Origin of the sequence: Bowmanella sp. JS7-9, assembly GCF_004329715.1 — a bacterium.
Taxonomy (GTDB): Bacteria; Pseudomonadota; Gammaproteobacteria; order Enterobacterales; family Alteromonadaceae; genus Pseudobowmanella; species Pseudobowmanella zhangzhouensis.
Genome location: NZ_JXSY01000002.1, coordinates 104,209 through 130,408, shown reverse-complemented (window position 1 = coordinate 130,408; position 26,200 = coordinate 104,209). Strand labels below are relative to the sequence as shown.

Sequence of the window (26,200 nt, the reverse complement as noted above, 5' to 3'; positions counted from 1 at the left end):
GTCAACCCCCGGCAGTAAAGGTAGCCAATTCCGTTAATTTTGGCTTAAACGTCCAGTAACAAACGTGTTGGGTCTTCCAACATTTCCTTAACGGTTACCAGGAAGCCTACCGACTCTTTACCATCGATAATGCGGTGGTCATAAGACAGTGCCAGATACATCATTGGCAGGATCTCAACTTTACCGTTGACAGCCATCGGACGGTCCTGAATTTTGTGCATACCCAAAATCGCACTTTGCGGTGGGTTGATAATTGGCGTAGACATCAGAGAGCCAAACACACCACCGTTAGTGATAGTGAAGTTTCCGCCCTGCAGATCGGCCATAGACAGCTTGCCGTCACGGCCTTTAATCGCCAGATCCTTGATACCTTTTTCGATTTCCGCCACTGACAGTGAATCGCAGTCACGCAGAACAGGAGTTACCAGACCACGTGGAGTCGATACCGCAATAGAGATATCGAAATAATTGTGATAACAAATATCATCACCGTCGATAGACGCGTTCACTTCAGGGTAACGCTTCAGCGCTTCAGTAACAGCTTTCACGTAGAATGACATAAAGCCCAGACGGATACCGTGACGTTTTTCGAATACGTCCTGATATTGCGAACGCAAATCCATGATTGGCTTCATGTTGACTTCGTTAAACGTGGTTAACATGGCCGTCGAGTTTTTCGCTTCCAGCAGACGGTTAGCGATGGTCTTACGCAGACGCGTCATCGGCACACGTTTTTCGGTGCGGTCAGACATACCGGCAGGTACTGGCGCATCGGCAGATTTGGCTGCAGATGTCGCAGCAGGTGCGGCTTGCAGATGTTTCTCTACGTCTTCTTTGGTGATGCGACCACCTTTGCCAGAGCCCTTGATGCTCGAAGGATCGACACCTTTCTCAGCCAGCAGACGGCGGACAGATGGCGTTAACACATCGGCATCGCCGTTATCAGCGCTGGCAGCTGCAGGAGCATCAGCTTTGGCTGCAGGAGCGGCGGCACCGGCAACAAACTTAGCAATCACCTGCTCTGCATTTACGGTCGCGCCTTCGTCGGCCAGAATTTCACTGATAGAGCCATCGGCTGGCGCTACCACTTCTAACACGACTTTGTCAGTTTCAATATCGACCAGATTTTGATCGCGAGAAACGGCTTCGCCTGGCTTAACATGCCAGGTTGCAATTGTTGCGTCGGCTACCGACTCTGGTAGCACAGGTACAGTAATATCCACTGCTTCACCTTCACTGGATTGAGTTGATGAATTTGATTGCGCTGCAGATGCAGCCTCATTCGAAGTATTGGTTGCCGCGGCACCATCACCTTTTTCAAGGGTGCCAATCACTTGTTCTGCCAGTACTGTCGCACCTTCCTGTTCACGGATTTCGCCAACGATACCATCAGCTTCTGCGACCACTTCCAGCACTACTTTGTCAGTTTCGATATCGACCAAATTTTGATCGCGGCTTACCCGGTCACCCGGTTTTACGTGCCAGGTAGCAATCGTTGCATCGGCGACTGACTCTGGCAAAACGGGAACTTTGATTTCAATTGTCATACTTCGATGATCCCTATTTAACGGTTAACGCGTCTTCTACTAACGCTTTTTGCTGAGCATTGTGCACTGAAATATAGCCCACTGCCGGCGAAGCCGATGCTGCACGACCTGCATAGGTCAACTTGCCGGTCTCCGGGATGGATGCCCAGAAATTATGCTGCATGCAATACCAGGCGCCCTGGTTTTGCGGCTCTTCCTGACACCATACCCAATCCTTCACATGCTGATAATCTTTCAGAACATCCTGAATATCATCATGAGGGAACGGATACAGTTGCTCGATGCGGATAATGGCCACATCAGTCTGTTCATTCTTACGACGTTGCTCCAGCAGATCGTAATACACCTTGCCTGAACACATCACTACGCGTTTAACCTGTTTCGGATCCAACGCGTCCACTTCACCAATGGCGTTATGGAATTTACCTTCAGCCAACTCTTCCAGAGAAGATACGGCCAGGGTGTGACGTAACAATGACTTAGGTGACATAACAATCAACGGACGACGCATTGGCCGCACCATTTGACGGCGAATCATGTTAAATACCTGCGCCGGCGTAGATGGAATACATACCTGCATATTGTGATCAGCACATAACTGCAGGAAACGCTCCAGACGCGCAGAGCTGTGCTCTGGGCCCTGCCCTTCGTAGCCGTGTGGCAACAACATGGTCAGACCGCACAAACGACCCCATTTCACCTCACCAGAACTTAAGAACTGGTCGATAACAACCTGCGCACCATTGGCGAAATCACCAAACTGGGCTTCCCAGATGGTCAATGCGCCAGGCTCAGCGGTGGCATAGCCGTATTCGAATGCCAGTACTGCTTCTTCAGACAGCACCGAGTCATAAATTTCAATCGGGCCCTGGCCATCACGAATATGCTGCAACGGCATATAGGTAGAGGCGTCTTTCTGGTTATGCAGCGCCGCATGGCGGTGGAAGAAAGTACCACGACCAGCGTCCTGACCTGTGAATCGAATGCGAGAACCATTGTCCACAATCAGCGCGTAAGCCAGTGTTTCGGCACAGCCCCAATCCAGCGGTTTTTCGCCGGCGATCATTTTGCTGCGTTCTTCATACACTTTGGCAACACGTGACTGCAGTTTAAAGCCTTCAGGCGCACGGCACATGGCCTCACCTAATTGCTGCAGTTTGTCGACAGAGATGTCATGGCTGTAAGGAACCGTCCATTCCTGCTTCAGATAAGGCGACCAATCAACCGATTGCTCACTCATCGGACGCCATTCTTCAACCACGCAGGCACCATGATCCAGTGCTGCACGGTAATCATTAACCAATTTTTCAACATCGTGACTTTCGATGATGCCCTCAGCCCGTAACTGCTCGGCATAAATCTCACGTGGCACAGGATGCTTCTTGATTTTCTGATACATCAGCGGCTGGGTAGCATTTGGCTCATCCGCTTCGTTGTGACCGTGTCGGCGGTAACACACCAAATCAATCACCACATCGCGTTTAAACTTGTTGCGATAATCCAGTGCTAACTGTGTCACGAATACCACGGCTTCCGGATCATCAGAATTCACGTGGAAAATCGGCGCCTGTACCATCTTGGCGATATCAGTACAGTACTGAGTAGAACGGGTATCATCCTGGCGTGACGTGGTGAAACCAACCTGGTTATTCACTACGATGCGAACTGTTCCCCCCACACTAAAGCCACGGGTTTGTGACATGTTGAAGGTTTCTTGCACAACGCCCTGTCCGGCAATGGCTGAGTCACCATGGATCGTAATCGGCAATACAGACGAACCATCACGGCAATTACGGCGGTCTAAACGAGCACGCACAGATCCCATAACAACCGGGTTTACGATTTCCAGGTGAGATGGGTTGAATGCCAGTGCCAGGTGGACATTGCCGCCCGGTGTTGCAAAATCTGATGAGTAACCAGCGTGATATTTCACGTCACCGGCACCCAATGAATCGTCGTGCTTACCAGCAAACTCATCGAACAACACGCTGGGGTTTTTACCCAACACATTGATCAAAACGTTCAGACGGCCACGGTGAGCCATCCCGATCACCACTTCTTTGGCACCATTAGTGCCAGCATGGGTAATCAGTGCTTTAAGCATAGGTACCAAGGCATCGCCACCTTCCAGCGAGAAACGTTTGGCACCCGGGAACTTGGCACCCAGGTATTTTTCCATACCATCGGCGGCTACCAAGCCCTTCAAAATCTTAATTTTCGTTTCACGGTCAAAACTGGGTTTGGCCTGTACTGACTCGAAACGTTGTTGGATCCAGCGTTTTTGCTCGGTATCGGTGATATGCATGTACTCGGCGCCAACAGAACCGCAGTAAGTGCGATTCAATGACTTGTACAATTCACCCAATGGCAGACTGTCTTTACCGATGGCATAAGAGCCAACACTGAAAACGGCATCAAAGTCCTGCTCTGACAGCTCATGGTGCGTCAGTTCCAGGTCGCGTACGCGTTCCTGTTTCCATAAGCCCAGCGGGTCAAGATTGGCGTGCTGATGACCGCGAAAACGGTAAGCATTAATCAGCTGCAATACGCGAACCTGCTTCGCATCGGCAGGAGCAGCCTGCGACGCAACCGGCATTCTTGCACGCAATCCAAGCGCTGCCAGCTTTTTAAATTGTTCACGAATTTCTGAGTGATTTGACTCAATTTCGACGCCTGCAACAGACGGCAATTGGTCAAATATTTCGCGCCATTGAGGATCCACGTCCTGCGGATTTTGCAGGTAAGCTTCGTATAACTCTTCTACGTATGCAGCGTTGCCACCAGCCATGTGAGAGCTTTCCCACCACGCTTTCATCACGCTATCTTGCATTGTTGATCCTTAATCAAACAAACACATGGGTTCCGCGTAAACGGAACATCAGTTACAAAGAATGTTAAGCAAAAATAGCCATCCGGCATCCGGATGGCTATTTAGCATTATTTAAGGTTCAGATTAGTCTGAACACGTTTTGGCTAAACAGCCCGTTGCAACAGCATAGACTTAATCTGACCAATTGCTTTAGTCGGGTTAAGTCCTTTTGGACATACTGAAACACAGTTCATGATGCCATGGCAGCGGAATACGCTGAAGGCGTCATCCAAATCGTTCAGACGCTGTTCGGTTGCTGTATCACGGCTGTCCGCCAGGAAGCGGTAGGCATGCAACAGACCGGCAGGGCCGATAAACTTATCAGGATTCCACCAGAATGACGGACATGATGTGGAACAACATGCACACAGAATACACTCATACAGACCGTCCAGCTTTTCACGCTCTTCGGGCGACTGCAGGAATTCACGTGCAGGTGGCTGCTTGCTGTCATTGATCAGGAACGGCTTGATTTTCTCGTACTGTGCGTAGAACTGGCTCATATCAACCACCAGATCACGTACTACCGGCAGACCCGGTAACGGACGAATAACGATCGTGCCTTTACCCAATGCAGATAACGGCGTGATACAGGCAAGACCATTCTTACCATTCATATTCACACCATCAGAACCGCAAACACCTTCACGGCAAGAACGACGGAATGCCAGCGTTGGATCCTGCTCTTTTAGCAGAATTAACGCGTCCAGCACCATCATGTCCTGACCTTCTTCAACCTCGAGTTGGTAATCCTGCATCCTTGGCGCATTATCAACATCAGGGTTGTAACGATAAATAGAAAAATTTAATTTCATCTCTATCACCCCTTAATAGGTACGCGCTTTCGGTGGGAACGCTTCACGTAGTTTAGGCGTCATGTTCACCGAACGTTTGTGCATGGTTTCGTCTTGTGGACGGTATACGCTGTGGCACAACCAGTTTTCATCATCACGATCCGGATAATCGAAACGGCTATGTGCGCCACGGCTTTCTGTACGGAAGTTTGCTGCTACCGCAGTGGCATAAGCAGTTTCCATCAGGTTATCCAGTTCCAGACACTCAATACGCTGGGTATTGAAATCAGAGCTCTTATCGTCCAGGCGTGCTTCTTTTAAGCGTTCACGGATTTCTTTCAGCTCTTGCAGGCCTTCTGCCATCGCATCACCTTCACGGAATACCGAGAAGTTCAGCTGCATACAACGCTGCATGTCTTTACGAATTTGCTCAGGTTTCTCACCTTTGCCTGGCGTGGAGTTCTCCCAGCGGTTATAACGTGCCAACGCAGCATCGATGTCGTCCTGCGCAGCAGCACGGCTTTCACCCATTTCGTCCAGTGCTTTACCCAGGTGCAGACCTGTCGCACGGCCAAATACCACCAGATCCAGCAATGAGTTACCACCCAGTCGGTTTGCACCGTGTACAGATACACAAGCGATCTCACCACAAGCGAACAGACCGTTAACCACTTTCTCGTTGCCGTTTTCATCGATAGTCAGTGCCTGACCGTCAACGTTGGTTGGAATACCACCCATCATATAGTGACAGGTTGGAATTACCGGTATCGGCTCTTTAACCGGATCTACGTGAGCGAAGGTACGTGACAATTCACAAATACCCGGCAGACGTGACTCTAGTACGTCTTTGCCTAAGTGATCCAGTTTCAGCTTAATGTGTGGACCCCAAGGACCATCACAGGCACGACCTTCGCGGATTTCGGTCATCATAGAACGTGCGACTACGTCACGAGACGCCAGATCTTTCGCATTTGGCGCATAGCGTTCCATAAAGCGTTCGCCGTCTTTGTTCAGCAGGTAACCACCTTCACCACGACAGCCTTCAGTTACCAGTACACCGGCACCGGCAATACCGGTCGGGTGGAACTGCCACATTTCCATGTCCTGTACTGCAACACCAGCACGCAGCGCCATACCAACGCCGTCACCCGTGTTGATGTGCGCGTTAGTAGTCGATGCGTAAATACGCCCTGCACCACCGGTGGCCAAGACTACAGCCTTGGATTTGAAATAAACTACTTCACCGCTTTCCATATCGATAGCGGTACAACCAACGACATCACCGTCCTGATTTTTAACCAGGTCCAGTGCATACCATTCGCTGAATACCTTGGTACGGTTTTTCACGTTTTGCTGATACAGCAAGTGCAGCAAGGCGTGACCAGTACGGTCAGCCGCCGCCGCGGTACGCGCAGCCTGCTCACCACCAAAGTTTTTAGATTGTCCACCAAACGGACGCTGATAAACACGGCCGTTTTCGAAGCGTGAGAATGGCAAACCCATATTCTCTAATTCGATGATCGCTTCCGGACCGGTTTTACACATATATTCGATAGCATCCTGGTCACCGATAAAGTCAGATCCTTTAACGGTGTCATACATGTGCCATTCCCAGTTATCGTCGTGGGCATTGCCCAGCGCTACCGTGATTCCGCCCTGGGCAGATACAGTGTGAGAACGGGTTGGAAATACCTTAGATAACAAGGCACAAGATTTACCAGATTGTGAAATCTGCAGTGCAGCTCGCATACCCGCGCCACCGGCGCCGATTACGACCGCGTCAAATTCATGAACGGCAATGCTCACTTAAACACCCCACAGTACGAATAAACCCACTGCAACGTAAACAAACGCCAGCAGATTTAACAGAAATTGAATGGCTGCACGCATGCCATGTGGTTTTACATAGTCGGTCAGGACTTGCCACAAGCCAATACGTACGTGAATCATGATCGAAACCAACGCAGCTAATGTGAAGACCTTCGTGCCAAGGCCCGCAAAAAACTCACGCCAGATGTCATAAGTTACAGCTTCGGTGCTCAGGAAAAACCACAGCATATATAAGGTATATGCAAAAATAATTAATGCGGTGGTACGCAGAGAGATGAAGTCCTGAACACCATTACGCTTCAGAGATGCCTGGTTAGTTACCATACTGCTACTCCTGCGACTACGGTCAAGATTACCCAAAGCACAATAATAGCTTTGGCACTGTTATTTCCGGATTGCAGCTCTTCCCAGTGGCCCATATCCATCACCATGTGACGCAGTCCGCCCAGAATGTGATACGACAACGCTGACAGCGTGCCAATAGCTACTACTTTTCCAATAATTCCGCCCATCGCTTCCTGCACCGACATAAAGCCTTGCTCAGAAGACAATGACACTGCCCATGCACCGATGACAAACATCAGAGCGAAGAACAACGCCACGCCTGTTACGCGGTGTAAAATGGAAGAAATGGCAGATGGAGGAAAGCTGATCGTATTGAGTTGTAAATTTACCGGTCTTTGCTTTTTCACGATTGTTGCCTGTTTTGTCCTATTGATGGACTCGATTAATGTCGTTTGTCTGTGCGAGGTAAGGTTTCGCCGACACCATTTTTGTAGGGTATTAACCCGACATTCAGGGATACTGCATTTCGCCCGGTTTGGATCGCTAAAATTAGCCCCCGAATGATCAACGGAAGTATATCCAGAGCCTGCAGGAAATACAATTTATGTTCGAAATTAGATAGTTACAAACGCTCGTTATCTATACGACTATCGTCTTATTTGGATAAATATTCAGCATAAAAGGATTAAAATTGACTTGCGATGTCTTTCTAAGTACAAATAGCGGCTATTTTTAAAGGCCTGTGCCGAAAAAATTCCTTGAGGAGATTAACTTATGGCAGACACCAAAGCCATTCTGAAGGTTGGTGATAAAGAAGTAGAACTACCGATTTTTGAGGGTAGTGCCGGACATCCGGTAATCGATGTACGTAGCTTAGGTGGCGCGGGATACTTCACATTTGACCCAGGTTTCATGGCGACCGGTTCCTGTGAATCTCAAATTACCTTTATCGACGGTGATAAAGGTGTGTTGTTACATCGTGGTTATTCCATCGAAGATTTGGCGCGTGACGCCGATTATCTGGAAGTTTGCTACATGCTGCTGCATGGTGAAGCCCCGACCACTGAGCAATATGCTGAATTCAAAAATACCATCACTCGCCACACGCTGGTGCATGATCAGGTAAACAACTTCTTCCGCGGTTTCCGCCGTGATGCGCACCCAATGGCCATGCTGTGTGGTACCGTTGGCGCCCTGTCATCTTTCTACCATGACGATCTGGACATCTCTGAAGCGGACCAACGTCTGCGTAGTGCATATCGTCTAGTTGCTAAGATGCCTACTCTGGTAGCCATGTGCTACAAGTACAATATCGGTCAGCCATTCGTGTATCCACGTAATGACCTGAGCTATGCGGCCAACTTCCTGAACATGATGTTCTCTGTTCCAGCGGAAAAATACCAAATCAGCGACGCGGTAGAGCGTGCGATGGATCGTATTTTCACCTTGCACGCAGACCACGAGCAGAATGCCTCTACCTCTACGGTACGTTTGGCGGGTTCTTCCGGTGCTAACCCTTATGCATGTATCGCAGCGGGTGTTGCCTCGTTGTGGGGTCCAGCGCACGGTGGTGCTAACGAAGCATGTCTTAATATGCTGGAAGAAATTGGCAGCGTAGACCGTATTCCTGAGTTCATCGAGCGCGCCAAAGACAAAAACGATCCGTTCCGTCTGATGGGCTTCGGTCACCGTGTTTACAAAAACTACGATCCACGTGCCACTGTTATGCGTGAAAGCTGTCACGAAGTGCTGGCAGAGCTGAAAGTAAATGACCCTCTGCTGGACGTGGCGATGGAGTTGGAGCGTATTGCCCTGAATGACCCGTACTTCAAAGAGAAGAAACTGTTCCCGAACGTAGATTTCTACTCTGGCATCATTCTTAAAGCGATTGGTATTCCAACCAATATGTTCACCTGTATCTTCGCTCTGGCACGTACAGTAGGTTGGATCTCTCACTGGCATGAAATGCTTAGCCAACCAGGTCAGAAAATCGGTCGTCCACGTCAGTTATACACTGGCCACACACAACGCCCGTTCAGCAAAATCAACAAGTAAGCAGTTGATTCAACGTACAAAAATAGCGCCACTTGGCGCTATTTTTTTGTCCTGACAAAACCTGACACAGGTGCAATCCGTGGTTTACAATGCGCCGGCATCGGATTGGGAGTCAGCACAATGAAAAAGCATATTTATATCGCCTATACCGGCGGCACCATCGGCATGCGCCCGTCAGCGCAAGGCTATGTGCCGGTAAAAGACTTTTTGGCTGACACGCTGGCCGCCATGCCAGAGTTTCACCGCCCGGAAATGCCGGCATTTACCCTGCATGAATACTCACAATTAATGGACTCATCTGATATGAGTCCCCACGACTGGCAAGTGATCGCCGAGGATATTCAGCAAAATTATAATGAATATGACGGATTCATTATTTTACATGGCACTGACACCATGGCCTATACCGCTTCAGCCCTGTCATTTATGCTGGAAAATTTACAGAAACCGGTGATTGTTACCGGCTCGCAAATCCCGCTGGCGGAGTTGCGTTCCGATGGTCAGGTCAATCTGCTTAATGCACTGTATCTGGCGGCCAACTACCCGATTCATGAAGTCAGCCTGTTTTTCAATAATCGCCTGATGCGAGGCAATCGCAGCAAAAAAATTCACGCCGATGGTTTTGCTGCTTTTGACTCGCCAAACTTCGGCCCCTTGCTGGAAGCGGGGATCAGCATAGATGTGCAACGTGGAAAGGTATTACCGATTGGCAATGCGCCGTTAACGGTTACCCCGGTCACAGCACAGCCTGTGGGCGTGGTCACTCTATATCCGGGGATAAGTGCAGATGTTCTCAGAAATGCAATCTTACAGCCAGTCAACGCGCTGATACTACTCAGCTACGGTGTCGGTAATGCACCGAAAAATGCCGCATTACTGGATCAGCTAAAACTGGCCCAACAAAAGCGCATCCCCGTCATTAACTGCACCCAGTGCCTGCGCGGGCGGGTGAATATGCATGGTTACGCTAATGGAACTGCGCTGGCAGATGTGGGTGTGGTATCGGCCTATGATATGACCCTCGAAGCCTGCCTGGCTAAACTGCATTATCTGCTATCCCAGCAACTGTCCTACGAACAAATTACCAGCCTGATGCAGCAGGATTTGCGCGGCGAACTCACCCCACGCTAGTCGGTAATGACCTGCGCGCGCTGTAACCTGCTGATAGTCTGCTCACGCAGTTGAGTGATGGTGTGACGCTGGCTGTCAGTGAGCAGCGTTTCTGGGCCTAACTGCCGCTGGTATTGTTCAACCCGTTGCTGGATATCCGCAAATGCCAGCTTGGATCGCAATACCTCAGCCCATTTCGCCAAAATAACCGTCGCTTCTCGCTGGGCCTGCTGCTGTTGAATATGGTGGGCACGTAGCGCCTGCAGTCGCAGTTCAATCTCTGCCTGAATGCGTGCATGGGTCGTTTTTTTCAACGCTTTCAGTAGTTGTGGAATGTCCTCAAAGGCGTTTAGCAGTGCCAGTTGTAACTGCTCGTTTTGCGTGGCGAAAAAACACTGACGATTCACCTGCGGTTTGTTAAGCCGTTTCAGACACGCCAATTTAAAATCGATATCCTCAGATGTCAGCGCCAGTCGCTCAACAAAACGCATATTGGCGCATTCACGGATAAAAGTAGCAGCCTCGCGCGTTGATAATTCATTGCTTAACAAACGTTCAGCAACCTCATCAAACGCGATATCCCGAATTCGCGAAGCCTTGAAGGTTTGTGCAACCTTCCACCACAAATAAAAGTTATTCAGTTTTTGTAGTGCAGTCAGGCGCACCTTTTCATCTGCGTCATTAAACGCCAGTTCGTGCAACACAGATTTGTGCTCTGCATTGGTTGGGCTTAATTGTGCGATCGCGGCGCAACGCACCGCGGCCTGCGGATGTTTGTATTTGGGTAACAGCAGGTGCTTAAAGTTCATCATTGCCAAACCGCGCGATGGCAGATTGACCATTTTTTTCAGCCAATTCACGCTTAAATTGCGCTTTAGACTTATGCACAATTTCGCCGCTTTCGCCTACTGACATATGCTCCGTACTTTTCATCACCCGCGCCTGATACAACATCACCGCCTGTAAACATTGTTCACGCTGTTCGGCGCTGAGCACTTCACCGTTTGGCCATTTGCCGGTTTCCGATGCAAAACACAGACGTTCATAAACCTCTGGTGTGATGTGATTAAGTAAAGCTTCTAGCTGCATGACGTTAGTCACCCTTTTTTAACAGGATTAGGCGAAGACGATTGAGAATATACCAGCAAAATCCTATCACACAGCAACCAATTCCAATATATTGCTGCAGCGAATTCATTTCCGGCTCTCCCCAAAATATCACTGCAAAACCAGCGATAAACATTAACATCGCCAGCATAGACTGATTCATCAGGCTCTGTTTTTTCTTAAACTTCTGGTACTTGGCTTTACGCAGAATATCATCTGCATCGGCATCACCAATGGCGAAACCACAATGCTGACAAGTTCTTGCTTTATCTGAGATTTTCTTACTGCAGGCGGGGCAATCCACTAACGCCATTGAGTTCTCCACATAAAAAAAGCGGCTTGCGCCGCTTTAATGATTATTTTTCACCGGGATGTTGTTTTTCAAAATCTTCCCAGTACTGATTAACCGTTTGCTTCATTTCTTTGCGCAGCATCATTATACCGAACAGGTTAGGTAAGGTCATAACAACAATTGCCACGTTAGCCAGAGTCCAAACCAGTGCCGTGTCTGAGAATGAGGCCCAGAAGAAGCCCGCACAGTAGATTACGCGATATGGCATCACTGAGCGCGGCCCTAACAGGTAGGTCATCGCACGGTCACCGTAATAAGACCAAGCAATAGCAGTAGAGAAGGCGAACAACAGGATACCAATAGAGACAATATATTTACCGTACTCGCCAAAGAAGCCACGGGTAAATGCCTGCGTGGTCAATGCTGCAGAGTGAATCAGCGATTTACCATGCACAATTACTGCATCACGTACTGGCAGACCATTTTCAATATTGATAGTACCGGTATAGTCTTCTTCCAAATCACCCAGGCTGACTTTGACATCTTCAGCAAATGAACGGGCATGGATAACGGTATAATCCCCTGGTAATGGACGACCTTTAATCACCTGAATTTCACCGTTGAAATTTTCGATGCTGTGGCCGTCCAGATCATTCAGGTAACGGTACATTTGCTCACGGTCTTGTTCGTTTTGCTCGCTATACACGCCTTTTACAAAAGTCAGGCTGGAACGCTCAAATACGTTTTCAAACTTTTCGTGCCATACACCAGAGGACAGAATTACCAAACCGGTAATGGTACAGATCACGATGGTATCGATAAACGGCTCGAGAATAGACACGATCCCTTCTGAAACCGGCTCATCTGCTTTTGCCGCCGCGTGCGCAATCGGTGCGGAACCCTGCCCCGCTTCGTTGGAGAATAAACCACGGTTGACCCCACGGTTGAACGCATACGCAATCGTCGCGCCAAGGAACCCGCCGGTTGCCGCCGATCCGGTGAAGATATCACCCACAATTGCTACAAACGATGGGCCGATATTTTCCAGATTGGCAAAAATTACGCCCATCGCCCCAATCAGATACAGTGCCGCCATAAAGGGCACAACCCGAGAGGTAACGGCAGCGATACGTTTAATCCCGCCCAGAATAACCAGACCCAATAACACCGCCAGTACGCCACCGGTGATCATAGGCTCAATGCCAAATGAGGTCTCCATACTGTCAGCAATGTTGTTAACTTGTGGCAAGCTACCGGTACCGAATGAACTAATCACGGTTGCAATGGCAAAGGCCACGGCCAGCCATTTCATGTTCAGGCGACGTTCCATGTAATACATCGGACCGCCGGCCATGGTGCCGTCTTCGGTTTTAACCCGGTATTTATGCGACAGGGTTACTTCCACAAATTTAGTGGTCATCCCCAAAAACGCGGTTGCCCACATCCAGAACAACGCGGCCGGGCCACCAAGGAAAATAGCAAACGCCACCCCACCGATATTACCAGTCCCAACCGTACCGGATAACGCTGTTGCCAGTGACTGGAAGTGAGATGTATCGCCGGGGGCTCCCTTACGATCAAATTTACCTGTGACCACTTTCCACGCGTGTTTGAAATAACGGATTTGTGGAAATTTGAGGTAGATGGTGAAGAAAATCCCCACCCCGAGCAGCACATAAGGAAACCAGAATGCGCCACCTAGGTGACTATCCAGCAACTTCAGAAAATCGTGAAATGACTCCACAGTGTTCCCCTTGATGTTATTATTTTATTCGCCTGTTGCGGCTTATTGTTATGAATGAGCCGGGCTTTACCCGGCTCGCTCCCTGTTAGCGTAGTGTATCGACTACAGCATGGATGGCAACCAATACATCTTCACCCAATTGTTTGCAACGTTTTGGCGACCAGCCGTAGATTGCATCCGGTAAATTGGCATTGTCTTTAAATGGCATTTCCAGCGTGTAAGCCAGGCAATCATATTTCTCTCCAACCGCATTGGAAGCAATGGTCAGATTTGCCTGGCCAGGCTGTTCTTTTGGATAACCATATTCATCCTGAAATTCCGGTGTCGTCTGAATTAACGCCTGTTTAAACGCATTTTCCAGGGTACGAATGCGATCACTGTAGCCAGGATTTCCCTCACTGCCGGCCACAAAGTTGTATGGCAGCGCTTCATCGCCGTGCACGTCCAGATACATATCCACACCTGTCTCAGCCATTTTTTGCATCACCAGATACACTTCCGGGCTCTTATCCATGCTGGGTGTTGCCCACTCACGGTTCAGGTTGGTACCCACCGCATTGGTGCGTAGATGACCACGTGCCGAGCCGTCCGGGTTCATGTTCGGTACCACATAAAACACAGCTTTATCTAACAAGGAACGGGCAATGCCGTCTTCCCCATCTAACAAACGCTCCAGCAGACCTTCGGTCAACCACTCGGCCATGCTCTCACCGGGATGCTGTCGCGCAGTGATCCAGATGGCTTTTTTACCCTCTTCTGCACTACCGATTTGCAGCAAATCCATATCCCGACCATCCAGTGTTTCGCCCAGATGAATCAGTCGTACATCGTCACAGGTTTGTGCCCACGCCAGCAGGTCCAAGTGACGTTCGTAGCCATACGGGGCAAAATATGCAATCCATGTGGTGTCAAATTCAGGGGTAAAATCCATACTCAGGCTGTCGCCATCGAAGGCACAATCGATGCGGAACCATTCCTGACGATCATATGACGCTACCGCGCTGTAACCTTCCCAACCATCCGGGTAAGCAGATTTTGCCAGGTTATTGATGGTCAGCTTGTGGTTTACCATCGCTGTAGAATCCAGACGAAAATGGAACCACTGATAAAATTCTGATTGATTGTCTTTGCGGATGGCCAATTGGATATCATCGGCTCGCTCGGCGCGTAACACTTCGATGTTGCCGCTGTCGAAATTGCTGCTAATTCGCATAAATCTCTTTCTGATAAATTAAAAACCGGTGCAATTTAGCATATTTAGCAGCGCGGATTCACCTCCCGGCTCTCAATACCCATAAGGATCTGTGAAATAAATGCCACACTCCACGCATAAAAAATCGGTTCGTCAGGATACTGACTTTCCTGACGGCTCTGGCATGGGCTAAAGTAAACCATACCTTTCCACTAAAACATGTAGAGACATTGTATGTCTGTGCTTGGCAGATTTTCCCTGTGGGTTGATCATCGGGTATTAATCGGCACTGCGTCTGGCAGTTGGTGCGTTGAAACTGCCCGTGAATTCGCCGATGAGTTTAAGCAAATCGCCGGCGAGCTGCTTGCACAACCGTGGGGGCATATTATCTATCTGGACGATTGGGGATTGGGTGTGCCTGAAATTGAGCCGGTCATCGAAGAGCTTACTCTCTGGGCGATAGCCAACAACCTTTGCCTTGCCGCTCAGGTATTTTCGCCGAATATGCTAAAAGCCTATCAGATGAATAAGATGGTGCATGATGTGCATGGCCACTTTGAACGCAGACAATTTGCCAATGCAGATCAGGCCTTCAGCTGGTTGCACCAGCACGGGTTTAGTACAGGGCACAGTGATTTTAAGCGACATGGCACCTGATACCTGAAACAAATCAATAAAACAAAAACAATAAAGGCGGTCAGACCGCCTTTTTTAACGCTGTAAATGACGTACTGAGATTATTTATCCGCTGGCAAGTGTGGCAGCGTAACGCCGGCCATATCTTCTACCACGCGCATAACCTGACAGCTATAACCAAACTCATTGTCATACCAGCAATACAGAGTTGTGCGCGAACCACTAACAATGGTGGCATCTGAGTCAACTACTGACGCAAAACGGGTGCCCACCAGATCTGTCGATACAATTTCAGTCGACGCAGTGTAGCCAATTTGCTGCTGTAACGTCGAAAACAACGATTGATCACGCAGGAAGGTATTGATCTCTTCTTTGCTGGTTTCCATGCCCAATTGCAAATTCAGAATCGCCATAGACACGTTAGGTGTTGGTACACGAATGGCATTACCGGTCAGCTTACCTTCCAATTGTGGGTAGGCTTTAGCTACCGCTTTGGCGGCGCCGGTCTCAGTAATAACCATGTTCAAAGCGGCACTACGCCCGCGACGTGCACCTTTATGGTAGTTATCAATCAGGTTCTGGTCATTGGTGTAAGAATGCACTGTTTCCACATGACCATTTTGTACCTGAAACTTTTCATTCAATACTTTCAGAACCGGTGTGATGGCGTTGGTGGTACAACTGGCCGCCGACAGAATCGTATCCGCACTGGTAATATCGGTGTGGTTCACGCCATATACGATATTCTTAATATCGCCTTTACCTGGTGCGGTTAACAGTACTTTGGCTGCTCCTTTACTCTGCAGGTGCTGCCCCAGACCGTCGCGATCACGCCAGATACCTGTGTTATCGATAACAATCGCATCCTCAATGCCGTATTGAGTGTAATCCACCTCCGCCGGTGAATTGGCATAAATGACCTGAATAAACGCGCCATTCGCTTTAATCGCGCTGCGCTCATTATCGATAGTAATGCTACCGTTGAACGGCCCATGCACTGAGTCACGACGCAATAGCGACGCACGTTTTTCTAAATCGCCATCTTTACCGCCACGTACCACGATGGCACGCAAACGCAACAAATTGTGCTGACCCTGACGCTCGATCAAAAGGCGCGCCAATAAACGACCAATCCGGCCAAAACCGTACAGCACCACGTCACGAGGTTTTTGCTTATGACCAATACCCACGATACTGGCCAGCTCCTGTGCCATAAACGCACGGGCATCCGCACCTGCCGGTAACGCTTTAAATTTTACCGCCAGCTTGCCCACATCAACCTGGGCGCCGCCCAGTTGCATTTCAGACATGGCTTCTATCAGAGGAAAAGTCTCGCGCAGACGCAGTTTTTCACCTACGTACTGACGCACGGCACGGTGTGCCTTGATGATATCAATGGAACTGGCGCCGATTAGCGTACGCCCGAACAGCGTAACCTCAACGGCCTGATTGCGATAAAGCTTACCAACCAGAGGCTGCATTTGCTCCGCATACTCCTGACGTTCCTGCCAACTGTTTTGCAACGCTTGTTCTAAATCCTGATTCATCACTGCTGTGCCTTATGTGTTTATCTGTGTAGGGTTATTGCTGTCTGTGCAGACGCGGCGTATTTTATGGAAATAGCCAATAAAGACAAATTTGAAATAAAGGTACAAAAAGCAGTGGCTTACGCTAATTTCAGGGATTTTTTTCGTAATAAATCTACCTTTGTATATATCAGCGGGTTGTTCGCCCTCAGTGGCTGCGACACCCTGTTTACGCCTCCACAGAAGGTTTTGTGTGACAGGTATCCACAGCAATGCGCCGCGTTGGGCGACAGCGCCTGGTGCCAACATCACAAACATGAGGTCTTAACCCGCTTCGCCGAGGCGCAGCAAGATGTCGCTCAGCCCAAACTGGCACGTCGTCAGTTTCGCGAGTTACAGGCATTGCGCGAATTGGAGCAATGTTTAAGTCATGAACTGCGCAATAATTCGCTGCAACTGAACTCCAAACAGGATATCAGTGCATCGCTCAGCCATACCCGCCAGTGGTTAGCAAAGAGTGAACAATCCAGCGCGCGCTCGACTCAGGCACCATTGTTATTTTACCGCTGGCGCTATTTACAGGATCGCGATGCTGCCGCCATGCTGGTTAATACCCTGCGCGCCAAGACCAAACTAGATAGTTTTGAGCAAAGCATGCTCGGTCAGTTGTATGTGTTTCAACGTCAGGATGAACAGGCGTTAGTCGCGCTACATCACGCTCTGCAACAGCCACCGCGGGACAAAAAAACACTGGCGGAGATTTTTGCTACGTTGCATGTGATTTATGCCGGTCACGAGAAGTGGTTACAAAGCTACCAATGGGGCTATCTGGCTAACCAATATGGCGCGGGGCTGAATCTGAGTCTTATCCGCGAGCAGCTTAAAAAACAGCAAATTTACCAGCACAGTGCTGAAAAAGCGGCCGAGACATTGTTAGCGCAGATCCTAGAGGGGGAGTACCATGCTCCCCTATGACCGGGTCCCTGGTCTGAAAATTAATTTCAGAAATTTTTTTATTTCGGGGTAAATTTTAGCGACACCGAGTTTACACAATAACGCTGACCGGTTGGCGCCGGTCCGTCATTAAACACGTGCCCTAAATGCGCCTGACAGTGCTTGCAGGTAATCTCGGTGCGTCGCATACCATGACTGAGATCCAGCGTGTAATCGATATTGTCCTGTGCCTCTGCAAAAAACGACGGCCAACCACAACCCGAGTCAAACTTCTGCTCACTGGTGAATAACAACGCATCACAACACACACAGTGGTATTCACCACTGCGCTTTTCATTAAGTAATAAACCAGTAAACGGACGCTCTGTGCCCTTTTCGCGGGTCACCCGGTAGGTTTCAGGATCGAGACTATCTCGCCATTGTTCCGGTGTTTTTTGCATACGCCACTCCCATTTTTAGACGGTATTTAACAAATATGCCTGGCACAGGGGTTTCACAAGGCCCTGACATGAAAAATCCCACAACATTGACTAAATTATCGTCTTGTTAGCCGGTTTACTATTCCCTGCATAACAACAGGGAATCATCATCGTGAAAACAAATAACAATATTTAACGAACATTTGCGCTTTAAACCCAGTTGATCCATAATTTTTGTAATTTATTTACATTATTTAATTTCAAAAAGTAGGAACAGTCATGACAATCAAAGTTGGCATTAACGGTTTTGGTCGCATCGGACGCTTCGTGTTTCGTGCCGCCTGTGAAAGAACAGATATCGAAGTCGTTGGCATCAATGATTTGCTCGACGTTGATTATATGGCCTACATGCTGAAATATGACTCTACCCACGGCCAGTTCAAAGGCTCCGTCGAGGTGGTTGATGGTCAACTGATTGTCAATGGCAAAAGCATTCGCGTCAGCGCCGAGCGTGATCCGGCCGCGCTGGCCTGGGGCGACATCGGTGTTGACGTAGTAGTCGAGTCGACCGGCTTGTTCTTAACTGACGAGACAGCGCGCAAACACATTCAGGCAGGAGCCAAGAAAGTGGTGTTGTCGGCCCCTTCTAAGGACGATACTCCGATGTTCGTGATGGGCGTAAACCATGACAGCTACGCGGGGCAAGATATTGTTTCTAATGCCTCTTGCACAACAAACTGTCTGGCACCGCTGGCCAAAGTTCTGCACGACAATTTCGGTATTGTCGATGGCCTGATGACCACAGTTCACGCTACCACCGCTACGCAAAAAACCGTTGATGGTCCGTCTGCTAAAGACTGGCGCGGTGGCCGTGGCGCTTCACAAAATATTATTCCGTCTTCAACCGGTGCCGCCAAAGCGGTCGGTAAAGTCATTCCTGCATTAAACGGAAAATTGACCGGCATGGCGTTTCGTGTGCCAACCGCCGATGTATCGGTAGTAGATTTAACCGTCAATCTGGCCAAACCTGCCAGCTACGAACAAATCTGCGCAGCGATGAAAGCCGCCAGTGAAGGCGAACTGAAAGGAATTCTGGGCTACACCGAAGATGCCGTTGTGTCACAGGATTTTATCGGTGACACCCGTACCTCTGTTTTTGACAAAGAAGCAGGCATTGCGCTTACCGATACCTTTGTCAAAGTGGTAAGCTGGTACGACAACGAAATTGGTTACTCAAATAAAGTATTGGATCTGGTCGCGCACATTTCGCGCTAATCCAAATAAACTGATGAAAAGCGACCGATTGGTCGCTTTTTTCATTTCGGAGAGTTATGCATCGCAGTAATTATCTGACCGTTACCAGTAATGATCACGGTCTCGATATTCTTCATATCGATAACCCCTACGCCAGCGCCAGCATCGCGTTATTCGGCGGGCACGTATTAACCTTTACGCCAAAACATGATGGCAGGCCGCGCCTGTGGATGAGTGAACAAGCCATATTGGATGGCAGCAAACCGATCCGCGGAGGGATCCCCATTTGCTGGCCGTGGTTTGGCCCCCATCCAAGCGAAACAGGGGCGCCGCAACATGGCTATTTGCGTACCCTGCAATGGCAGCTTATTCAAAGCAGTGATACTCAAACAGGCACCGAGTTATTACTGGAGCCGTCATATACTCAGGCATCCTGGTTTACGTCTCCTTGCTCGGTAAAACTAAAAGTGCTGGTAGGATGCTATTTAGAGGTATCGCTGATCACCCGCAATGGCAGTCAAAACCCGGTGCAAATTGGCGCGGCACTGCACAGTTATTTGCATGTGGATGATATTCATCAGGTTCAGATAGATGGTTTAACCGGCGTATTTATTGATAAAACGGCTGACGCCAACATCGCGCAAACACCCGAATCCTATGGTATTGACGCGGAAACTGACCGAGTGCATTTGTGCCGGATTAACGATGTGTCGGTACGCACCCACCAGTTGACACAACGCCTGACCCAGCAGGGGCATGACTCTGTGGTTATCTGGAATCCCTGGCGGGAAAAGAGCCAAAGCATGCAGGATATGGCGGATGACGGCTACCTCACTATGCTATGTGTCGAGGCTGCAGTCACTCAGGGCCTGACGCTCGAACCGGGTGAACAACATAGTTTGACGCAGTCCATCTATTGATGGACTGCGCGAAAGTCTTCACAACCATTCACACCATGGCTTTTATCAAAAAAGATAGATAACTCAGCTACCGTGATGCCAAACTTCTGCATATAAGTGCGGTTCATCAGACGCTGGTTATCTAACTGATACATCCAGTCATCCATAAATACCGTCATGCTGCTGTCTTCCAGTTGCAAATTTAAATTGTATTGCCAGTGAAACACTGAGCCGACCGTTGCGCCTCGCGCCGTCCCTTCGACATCACCGGCACTACCTGTAACACTGCCATCAGGCTTGACTGAAATCTGCCATTTTCGGGTTTGGCGTTCGCCATCAGCAAAATAGAATTGCTCATCGAGAACCCCCTCGCCCCCCTGCCAACTTGGGGTGATCTCCACACAAAAACGTCGGGTCGCTTTACCACTGTAATCCTGTAACAGGCCCCAGGCAGTCATTGGCTGGTCAAAATACTGGTTAAGTCTGAATTGTGGTTTATCCGCTGTGTAATCGTCTAAATCCACTGAACAACCACTCAACAGAACGCTACCTAGTACAGCGATGCCACATAGCATTTTGTGCATTTTTAAATCCTTATTTGCTGCGATTTATTTCAACAGCAGTACGGAAATGACACAGATTCAGACCATCAGGTAGAAAAAAAGCCGCGATTGCGGCTTTGTATTTCAGGTTATTTGGCGCCCTCGACGGCCGTGCGGGCTAATTCAGTAATTTGTGCCAATCCGAACAAACATCATGATTCCCCCGTTAAGGACGATCAACATCCATCGGCAGCCGGATAACTACACAGGTTCCCTGGTCTACATCTGACTGAATAGTGAATTGCCCTTTTAATTGCTGATTAACGAGGTTGTATACGATGGACAGACCCAACCCCGATCCCCCGAGATGTCGTCTTGTAGTAAAAAACGGTTGTGTTGCATTCGCCAGTACTTTAGCGGACATACCGTTTCCATTGTCGGTGATGCGCATAACAACATGTGGAGCGTCAATTGTTGCGCAGAGGTTCACCTGATTGTCCTCCCTGTCAGCGCGTCCGGCAAAGCCGTGAATACAGGCATTAAGTACCAGATTCGACAAAATTTGCGCGATAGCTCCGGGGAACGTCCTGATCGGGATTGCGCCCTCGCAGATTACACGGATTTTCACCTGATATTGTTTGCCAAGGGGGCGCAAATTAGACGTTACCATCTCGATATAATCGGCTAAATCGATCATCTCTTTGTCATATACAAACTGATCGACAGCTGTCTTTTTAAAATTGCGAACTAAGGTTGCTGCCCTTTCCAGATTGCGAGTCACTGCCCCCAGTGCTTCATCGCTGAACTGGAAGAATGTCTGCATTTTTTGGCGGGATAATCTGTCGTCATTAAAATATCCTAAAAGTTTTTTAAGACTCTCCTGTTGTGCAGTTACCGCTGTAATAGCGACGCCGAGCGGATTGTTAATTTCATGCGCTACACCGGCCACCAGATTGCCCAGCGCCGCCATTTTTTCACTTTCAATTAACTGCTGTTGCGTGGCCTTAAGGCGCGATAAGTTCTCTTCTAACTGCTGGGTGCGCGCTTTGACTGTCTGTTCCAATTCGGCCTTATTCGCTTCCAGTTGACGCTGATACAGCAGTGAATTGGCAGCATTTTTTGCCCGCCCATACAAATCGGCTAATCCACTGGCAAAGCTGATATCTGTATCCCGCCACACCCTCGCAGGACCAATATGTTCACAGCAGAGAATACCGATGACGTTACTTTTGTAACGCAGGGGAACATCCAACATGGAATTGATCCCAAGTGGTGTCAGATAGGTCGCTGAGAATTCATTAGTGGATGGGTGCTGATGCGCATCATCGGCGGCAATCACTCGCTCTTTATCTAGTGCCGCGAAATAGTTGGGGAAGTCCTGACGTTGTAACAGTAACGACTCAACCTCCAACTGATGCCAGCTATCGATCACAAGTTCACACTCAATACCATTGCGATCTTCACTCCATAACCAGATACCGGCACGATGAATATTCAAGCCCTTGAGGGCTGCCTCAATCAACAATCGGGTACTATGAAGCAAATCACCGCCATCGAGTGATGGATCTGTAGAGACTTTAAGCAGCAGCGCCTGAAAGTTGTCTGTCACCTGAACATCGGGAGTACGCGATTGTCATATCACAATAAATTGCTACGCGTGGAATTACCAGTAATTCACAAAAAAGCCGCAATGACTGCGGCTTTTACTTTTTAGCGGGCGCCTTCTACGGCCGTGCGGGCTAATTCAGTAATTTGTGCCCAGTCGCCGGCTTGCATGGCTTTCTCAGGAGCCACCCAGGAGCCGCCTACACAGCGAATATTAGGCAAGGCCAGATAATCACGGTAGTTATTTGGACCGATGCCACCAGTGGGACAGAAGGTCACCTGAGGGAATGGGCCACCGATAGATTTCAGCGCGCCAACGCCACCCACCGCCTCGGCCGGGAAGAACTTGAAGTGATCATAACCTTTGTCCAGCCCCATCATTAGTTCTGAAATAGAAGAAATACCCGGAATCAGCGGGATTGAACCAGCATTACCGGCATCCAGTAAGCTACTGGTCAGGCCCGGGCTAATGGCAAATTGTGCCCCCGCTGCTGTTACGTCAGCTAACTGTTGAGCCGTGGTGACCGTGCCGGCACCAATACAAGCGCCAGGCACTTCTTCGGCAATTTTACGGATGGCATCCATCGCCACAGGGGTACGCAGGGTAACTTCCAGCACAGAAATTCCCCCAGCCATCAAGGCTTTTGCCAATGGCACCGCATGAGCCAAATCGTTTAATACGATAACCGGTACAACCGGGCCTTTTGCAAAGATGTCTGCGGCAGACGTTTTCCAGTTGCTACTCATACGGATTCCTTAGCATGCTGTTGAAGATAAGCCGCCGCGCCTAACAGACCATGGTCCGGCTCAGTAATTAAATAAATAGGGATGGGACGCACATAACTGGCAAAGCGGCCCTTGTCTTCAAAACGGGCGCGTAATTCACTCCGTTGAATAAACTCAATAAAGCGCTGTGCTATGCCGCCAGCGATATACACACCACCAAAGGTGCCGAGGGTTAGCGCCAGATTGCCGGCGAAACTACCCATTACCTTACAAAACTGATTTAACGTGGCTACGCACACCTCGTCTTCACCGTTTAATGCGCGCTCGGTTACTTCGGCAGGCGAGCGGCAGCTGACCGGCTTGCCATGATAATCTGACAGGGCCTGATAAATTTGCAGGATCCCCGGTCCGGAAATTAATTGTTCCGCCGAGACATGGCTGAAATGGCGGCGCAAAAACTGCCAGATATGCAGGTCAACATCGTCAATCGGTGCGAAATCCACATGGCCACCTTCACCAGGCAGAGCTTTCCAGCCTTCGGTCACCGGGACCAGATGCCCAACGCCTAGTCCGGTTCCCGGACCGAACACCGCCAGCGGGGTATTGGCTTTGGGTTTGTCGCCGCCAATCTGCACTTTTTGGGTGTCATCCAGCACAGGTAATGACATTGACACGGCTGTGTAATCGTTGATCACAAACAGTTCAGTCAGCCCAAGTTTCTGGCGTGTCGCTTCGATAGAAAAACGCCAAAAATGGTTGGTCATGCGCACATCATCACCATTTACCGGACAGGCAATCCCGATACAACCAGCGGTGAAGGCATATTGCGGATAGGTTTGAAAATACAAACCCAGCGCATCAGAAATATCCGAGAAGTCCTTGCACAGGTACTTTTCAATATCCAACAATTTGCCGCACTCAGTGCGTGCAATGCGGATATTGGTGCCCCCTACATCGGCAACAAAACGCGCACTCATGCCTGCTGCTCCTGAGTAGCAAACAATGAGCAAGCGCCCTGCTCAGCACCCGTTAACTGACTACGCATGCCAGTAAACAACTCCCGGCCCATGCCGACCAAATGATGTTCAAGCTGGGCTTTTACAGCCTCGCGAGCCTCCAGCTCGACATCATCTACCAGTAAGCGCATCACGCCTTTATCGGCATCCAGTTCAATCATGTCACCGTTTTGCACTTTGGCGAGTAAGCCTCCGTTATAGGCTTCAGGGGTTACATGGATTGCTGCAGGCACTTTGCCGGATGCCCCAGACATGCGTCCATCGGTTACCAACGCCACATTAAAACCGCGGTCTTGCAATACCCCAAGCGGAGGTGTCAAACGGTGCAGTTCAGGCATACCAATCGCTTTGGGCCCCTGGAAACGCACGACCACAATACAATCTTTATCTAATTCACCCGCCTGGAATGACTTATCCAGTTCGAACTGATCTTCAAATACCACCGCAGGAGCGGTAATGATGCCCTTGCCTTCTCTAAGCGCAGAGGTCTTCATTACGGCGCGGCCCAGATTACCTTCCAGCACAGACAAACCGCCGTCCGGCTTAAATGGCGTTTCCACCGATGCCACAACCTGAGGATCCAGCGAGGTTTTCGGTCCATCCCGCCATTCCAGTTCGCCATCATTGAGAACAGGTTCTTTGGTATACAGGTCCAGCCCCTGACCACAAATAGTCTGAACATCGTTATGCAGCAGACCGGCATCCAGTAACTGTTTAAACAACAATGACATACCACCGGCGGCAGTAAAGTGGTTGATGTCCGCCGACCCATTAGGGTAAATGCGGGTCAGTAGTGGCGTAGCCTTGGACAGATCGGAGAAATCATCCCATGTCAGGGTATAACCAGCAGCCTTTGCTACTGCAACTAAGTGCATGGTGTGGTTAGTGGAGCCCCCTGTTGCCAGCAATGCCACTACGCCATTGACAATAGATTTGGCATCAACAATATGGCCGATAGGCATGTAGTTACCGCTGATATCGGTCAGACGTGTTACCTGTTTGGCGGCCGCTTTAGTTAACGCATCACGCAGCGGCGTGCCCGGGTTCACAAAGGATGAGCCCGGCAAATGCAATCCCATCGTCTCAACCACTAACTGGTTGCTGTTGGCAGTACCATAGAAGGTACAGGTACCGGCTGAGTGATATGACTTAGACTCGGCTTCCAGCAATTCTTCACGGGACGCTTTACCCTCCGCATACGCCTGACGTACACGGGCTTTTTCTTTATTCGGGATACCTGATGGCATCGGACCGGCCGGTACAAATACAGTTGGCAAATGACCAAACGCCAGTGAACCAATCAGTAAACCGGGAACAATTTTGTCACAGATCCCCAGCATCAGCGCAGCGTCAAACATATTATGTGACAGGGCTACCGCGGTAGACATAGCAATCACGTCACGGCTCATCAGGCTCAAATCCATACCCGGATTGCCCTGCGTTACACCGTCACACATCGCTGGTACACCACCGGCAAATTGCGCCACACTGCCAGCTTCGCGAATCGCCTCTTTCAGGATCTGAGGATACGTTTCATAAGGCTGGTGAGCTGACAACATGTCATTATAAGACGACACGATAGCCACATTAGCCTTAGTCATACTGCGTAAATCTGCCTTTTCGGAGGCACTACAGGCAGCGAAACCATGGGCTAAGTTACCGCAGGACAATACGCCACGGTGTGGCCCTTGCCGACGAGCGTGTTCAATTTTGTCCAGATAGGCGCGACGCTCAGTTTGACTGCGTTCAATAATCCGCTGAGTCACTTCCTGAATAATACTGTTCATTTACAAAGTCT

The 26,200-nt window shown here is 49.4% G+C and carries 24 protein-coding genes; 6 read left to right on the top strand and 18 right to left on the bottom strand.

All coding sequences use genetic code 11. The annotated features are described in order from the left end of the window. Positions 1 to 44 precede the first annotated feature (44 nt). From odhB to sdhC, 6 genes are all read right to left on the bottom strand, one after another. Entirely contained in the window at positions 45 to 1,547 is a 1,503-nt protein-coding gene (gene odhB, locus TK45_RS00955; RefSeq protein ID WP_131256752.1) for a 2-oxoglutarate dehydrogenase complex dihydrolipoyllysine-residue succinyltransferase, read from the bottom strand. Positions 1,548 to 1,560: 13 nt separating this feature from the next. After that, positions 1,561 to 4,377, bottom strand: a complete 2,817-nt coding sequence (locus tag TK45_RS00950; protein ID WP_131256751.1) for a 2-oxoglutarate dehydrogenase E1 component — start codon at positions 4,375 to 4,377, stop codon at positions 1,561 to 1,563. A 143-nt stretch (positions 4,378 to 4,520) separates the two neighbouring features. Continuing rightward, positions 4,521 to 5,231: a succinate dehydrogenase iron-sulfur subunit gene (locus TK45_RS00945; protein WP_131256750.1), complete on the bottom strand. Its 711-nt coding sequence runs from the start codon at positions 5,229 to 5,231 to the stop codon at positions 4,521 to 4,523. Between the two features lie 12 nt (positions 5,232 to 5,243). Beyond that, entirely contained in the window at positions 5,244 to 7,016 is a 1,773-nt protein-coding gene (gene sdhA, locus TK45_RS00940) for a succinate dehydrogenase flavoprotein subunit (RefSeq protein ID WP_131256749.1), read from the bottom strand. Continuing rightward, positions 7,017 to 7,364, bottom strand: a complete 348-nt coding sequence (gene sdhD / locus TK45_RS00935; protein ID WP_131256748.1) for a succinate dehydrogenase, hydrophobic membrane anchor protein — start codon at positions 7,362 to 7,364, stop codon at positions 7,017 to 7,019. Further along, the gene (gene sdhC, locus TK45_RS00930) at positions 7,358 to 7,732 is read right to left on the bottom strand and encodes a succinate dehydrogenase, cytochrome b556 subunit (RefSeq protein ID WP_131256747.1); all 375 of its coding nucleotides are present in this window, start codon (positions 7,730 to 7,732) and stop codon (positions 7,358 to 7,360) included. The genes sdhD and sdhC overlap by 7 nt, the downstream gene beginning before the upstream one ends. Before the next feature lie 367 nt (positions 7,733 to 8,099). Between sdhC and TK45_RS00925 the strand changes: the two genes are divergently transcribed. Together TK45_RS00925 and ansA are read left to right on the top strand one after the other, a co-directional pair. After that, positions 8,100 to 9,380: a citrate synthase gene (locus TK45_RS00925; RefSeq protein ID WP_131256746.1), complete on the top strand. Its 1,281-nt coding sequence runs from the start codon at positions 8,100 to 8,102 to the stop codon at positions 9,378 to 9,380. A gap of 120 nt (positions 9,381 to 9,500) precedes the next feature. Beyond that, the gene (gene ansA / locus TK45_RS00920) at positions 9,501 to 10,511 is read left to right on the top strand and encodes an asparaginase (RefSeq protein WP_131256745.1); all 1,011 of its coding nucleotides are present in this window, start codon (positions 9,501 to 9,503) and stop codon (positions 10,509 to 10,511) included. Here ansA and TK45_RS00915 read toward each other — a convergent pair. From TK45_RS00915 to TK45_RS00895, 5 genes are all read right to left on the bottom strand, one after another. After that, the gene (locus tag TK45_RS00915) at positions 10,508 to 11,302 is read right to left on the bottom strand and encodes a hypothetical protein (protein ID WP_131256744.1); all 795 of its coding nucleotides are present in this window, start codon (positions 11,300 to 11,302) and stop codon (positions 10,508 to 10,510) included. The two genes, ansA and TK45_RS00915, sit on opposite strands and share 4 nt — an antisense overlap. Continuing rightward, on the bottom strand, positions 11,289 to 11,579 hold the full coding sequence (locus TK45_RS00910; RefSeq protein WP_131256743.1) for a YeaC family protein: 291 nt from the start codon (positions 11,577 to 11,579) through the stop codon (positions 11,289 to 11,291). Before TK45_RS00910 ends, TK45_RS00915 begins: the two co-directional genes overlap by 14 nt. 4 nt (positions 11,580 to 11,583) lie before the next feature. Then, positions 11,584 to 11,910, bottom strand: a complete 327-nt coding sequence (locus TK45_RS00905) for a hypothetical protein (protein WP_131256742.1) — start codon at positions 11,908 to 11,910, stop codon at positions 11,584 to 11,586. Positions 11,911 to 11,953: 43 nt separating this feature from the next. Then, positions 11,954 to 13,633: a sodium:alanine symporter family protein gene (locus TK45_RS00900; protein ID WP_131256741.1), complete on the bottom strand. Its 1,680-nt coding sequence runs from the start codon at positions 13,631 to 13,633 to the stop codon at positions 11,954 to 11,956. A gap of 85 nt (positions 13,634 to 13,718) precedes the next feature. After that, positions 13,719 to 14,846: a M14-type cytosolic carboxypeptidase gene (locus TK45_RS00895; protein ID WP_131256740.1), complete on the bottom strand. Its 1,128-nt coding sequence runs from the start codon at positions 14,844 to 14,846 to the stop codon at positions 13,719 to 13,721. Between the two features lie 213 nt (positions 14,847 to 15,059). On the opposite strand from TK45_RS00895, the gene TK45_RS00890 reads away from it, so the two are divergent. After that, entirely contained in the window at positions 15,060 to 15,482 is a 423-nt protein-coding gene (locus tag TK45_RS00890; RefSeq protein ID WP_131256739.1) for a hypothetical protein, read from the top strand. Between the two features lie 80 nt (positions 15,483 to 15,562). On the opposite strand, the gene TK45_RS00885 is transcribed toward TK45_RS00890, so the two are convergent. Next, positions 15,563 to 17,008, bottom strand: coding sequence for a glyceraldehyde-3-phosphate dehydrogenase (locus TK45_RS00885; RefSeq protein WP_131256738.1), 1,446 nt, complete (start codon positions 17,006 to 17,008; stop codon positions 15,563 to 15,565). Positions 17,009 to 17,074: 66 nt separating this feature from the next. Between TK45_RS00885 and TK45_RS00880 the strand changes: the two genes are divergently transcribed. Next, positions 17,075 to 17,962 (top strand): DUF2989 domain-containing protein, encoded by an 888-nt coding sequence (locus tag TK45_RS00880; protein WP_131256737.1) that lies wholly within the window; start codon positions 17,075 to 17,077, stop codon positions 17,960 to 17,962. Between the two features lie 38 nt (positions 17,963 to 18,000). Here the strand turns inward: TK45_RS00880 and msrB are convergent, their stop codons facing one another. Then, a complete protein-coding gene (gene msrB / locus TK45_RS00875; protein WP_131256736.1) occupies positions 18,001 to 18,381 on the bottom strand; it encodes a peptide-methionine (R)-S-oxide reductase MsrB in 381 nt (126 codons plus the stop codon). A 258-nt stretch (positions 18,382 to 18,639) separates the two neighbouring features. Between msrB and gap the strand changes: the two genes are divergently transcribed. Further along, complete coding sequence (gap, locus tag TK45_RS00870) at positions 18,640 to 19,635, top strand: type I glyceraldehyde-3-phosphate dehydrogenase (RefSeq protein WP_131256735.1); 996 nt, start codon at positions 18,640 to 18,642, stop codon at positions 19,633 to 19,635. Between the two features lie 56 nt (positions 19,636 to 19,691). Next, a complete protein-coding gene (locus TK45_RS00865; protein ID WP_131256734.1) occupies positions 19,692 to 20,534 on the top strand; it encodes a D-hexose-6-phosphate mutarotase in 843 nt (280 codons plus the stop codon). On the opposite strand, the gene TK45_RS00860 is transcribed toward TK45_RS00865, so the two are convergent. The 5 genes from TK45_RS00860 to edd all read right to left on the bottom strand — a co-directional run bounded on the left by TK45_RS00860 (position 20,528) and on the right by edd (position 26,189). Further along, positions 20,528 to 21,097 carry a DUF3833 domain-containing protein gene (locus TK45_RS00860; protein WP_131256733.1) on the bottom strand — a complete coding sequence of 190 codons (570 nt, stop codon included), beginning with the start codon at positions 21,095 to 21,097 and terminating at the stop codon, positions 20,528 to 20,530. The genes TK45_RS00865 and TK45_RS00860 overlap by 7 nt on opposite strands. 184 nt (positions 21,098 to 21,281) lie before the next feature. Further along, positions 21,282 to 22,664, bottom strand: coding sequence for a GAF domain-containing sensor histidine kinase (locus TK45_RS00855; RefSeq protein WP_131256732.1), 1,383 nt, complete (start codon positions 22,662 to 22,664; stop codon positions 21,282 to 21,284). 101 nt (positions 22,665 to 22,765) lie between these two features. Then, positions 22,766 to 23,407 carry a bifunctional 4-hydroxy-2-oxoglutarate aldolase/2-dehydro-3-deoxy-phosphogluconate aldolase gene (locus tag TK45_RS00850; protein WP_131256731.1) on the bottom strand — a complete coding sequence of 214 codons (642 nt, stop codon included), beginning with the start codon at positions 23,405 to 23,407 and terminating at the stop codon, positions 22,766 to 22,768. Next, positions 23,404 to 24,363 carry a glucokinase gene (locus TK45_RS00845; RefSeq protein ID WP_131256730.1) on the bottom strand — a complete coding sequence of 320 codons (960 nt, stop codon included), beginning with the start codon at positions 24,361 to 24,363 and terminating at the stop codon, positions 23,404 to 23,406. Before TK45_RS00845 ends, TK45_RS00850 begins: the two co-directional genes overlap by 4 nt. Continuing rightward, a complete protein-coding gene (gene edd, locus TK45_RS00840; protein ID WP_131256729.1) occupies positions 24,360 to 26,189 on the bottom strand; it encodes a phosphogluconate dehydratase in 1,830 nt (609 codons plus the stop codon). Before edd ends, TK45_RS00845 begins: the two co-directional genes overlap by 4 nt. Positions 26,190 to 26,200 lie beyond the last annotated feature (11 nt).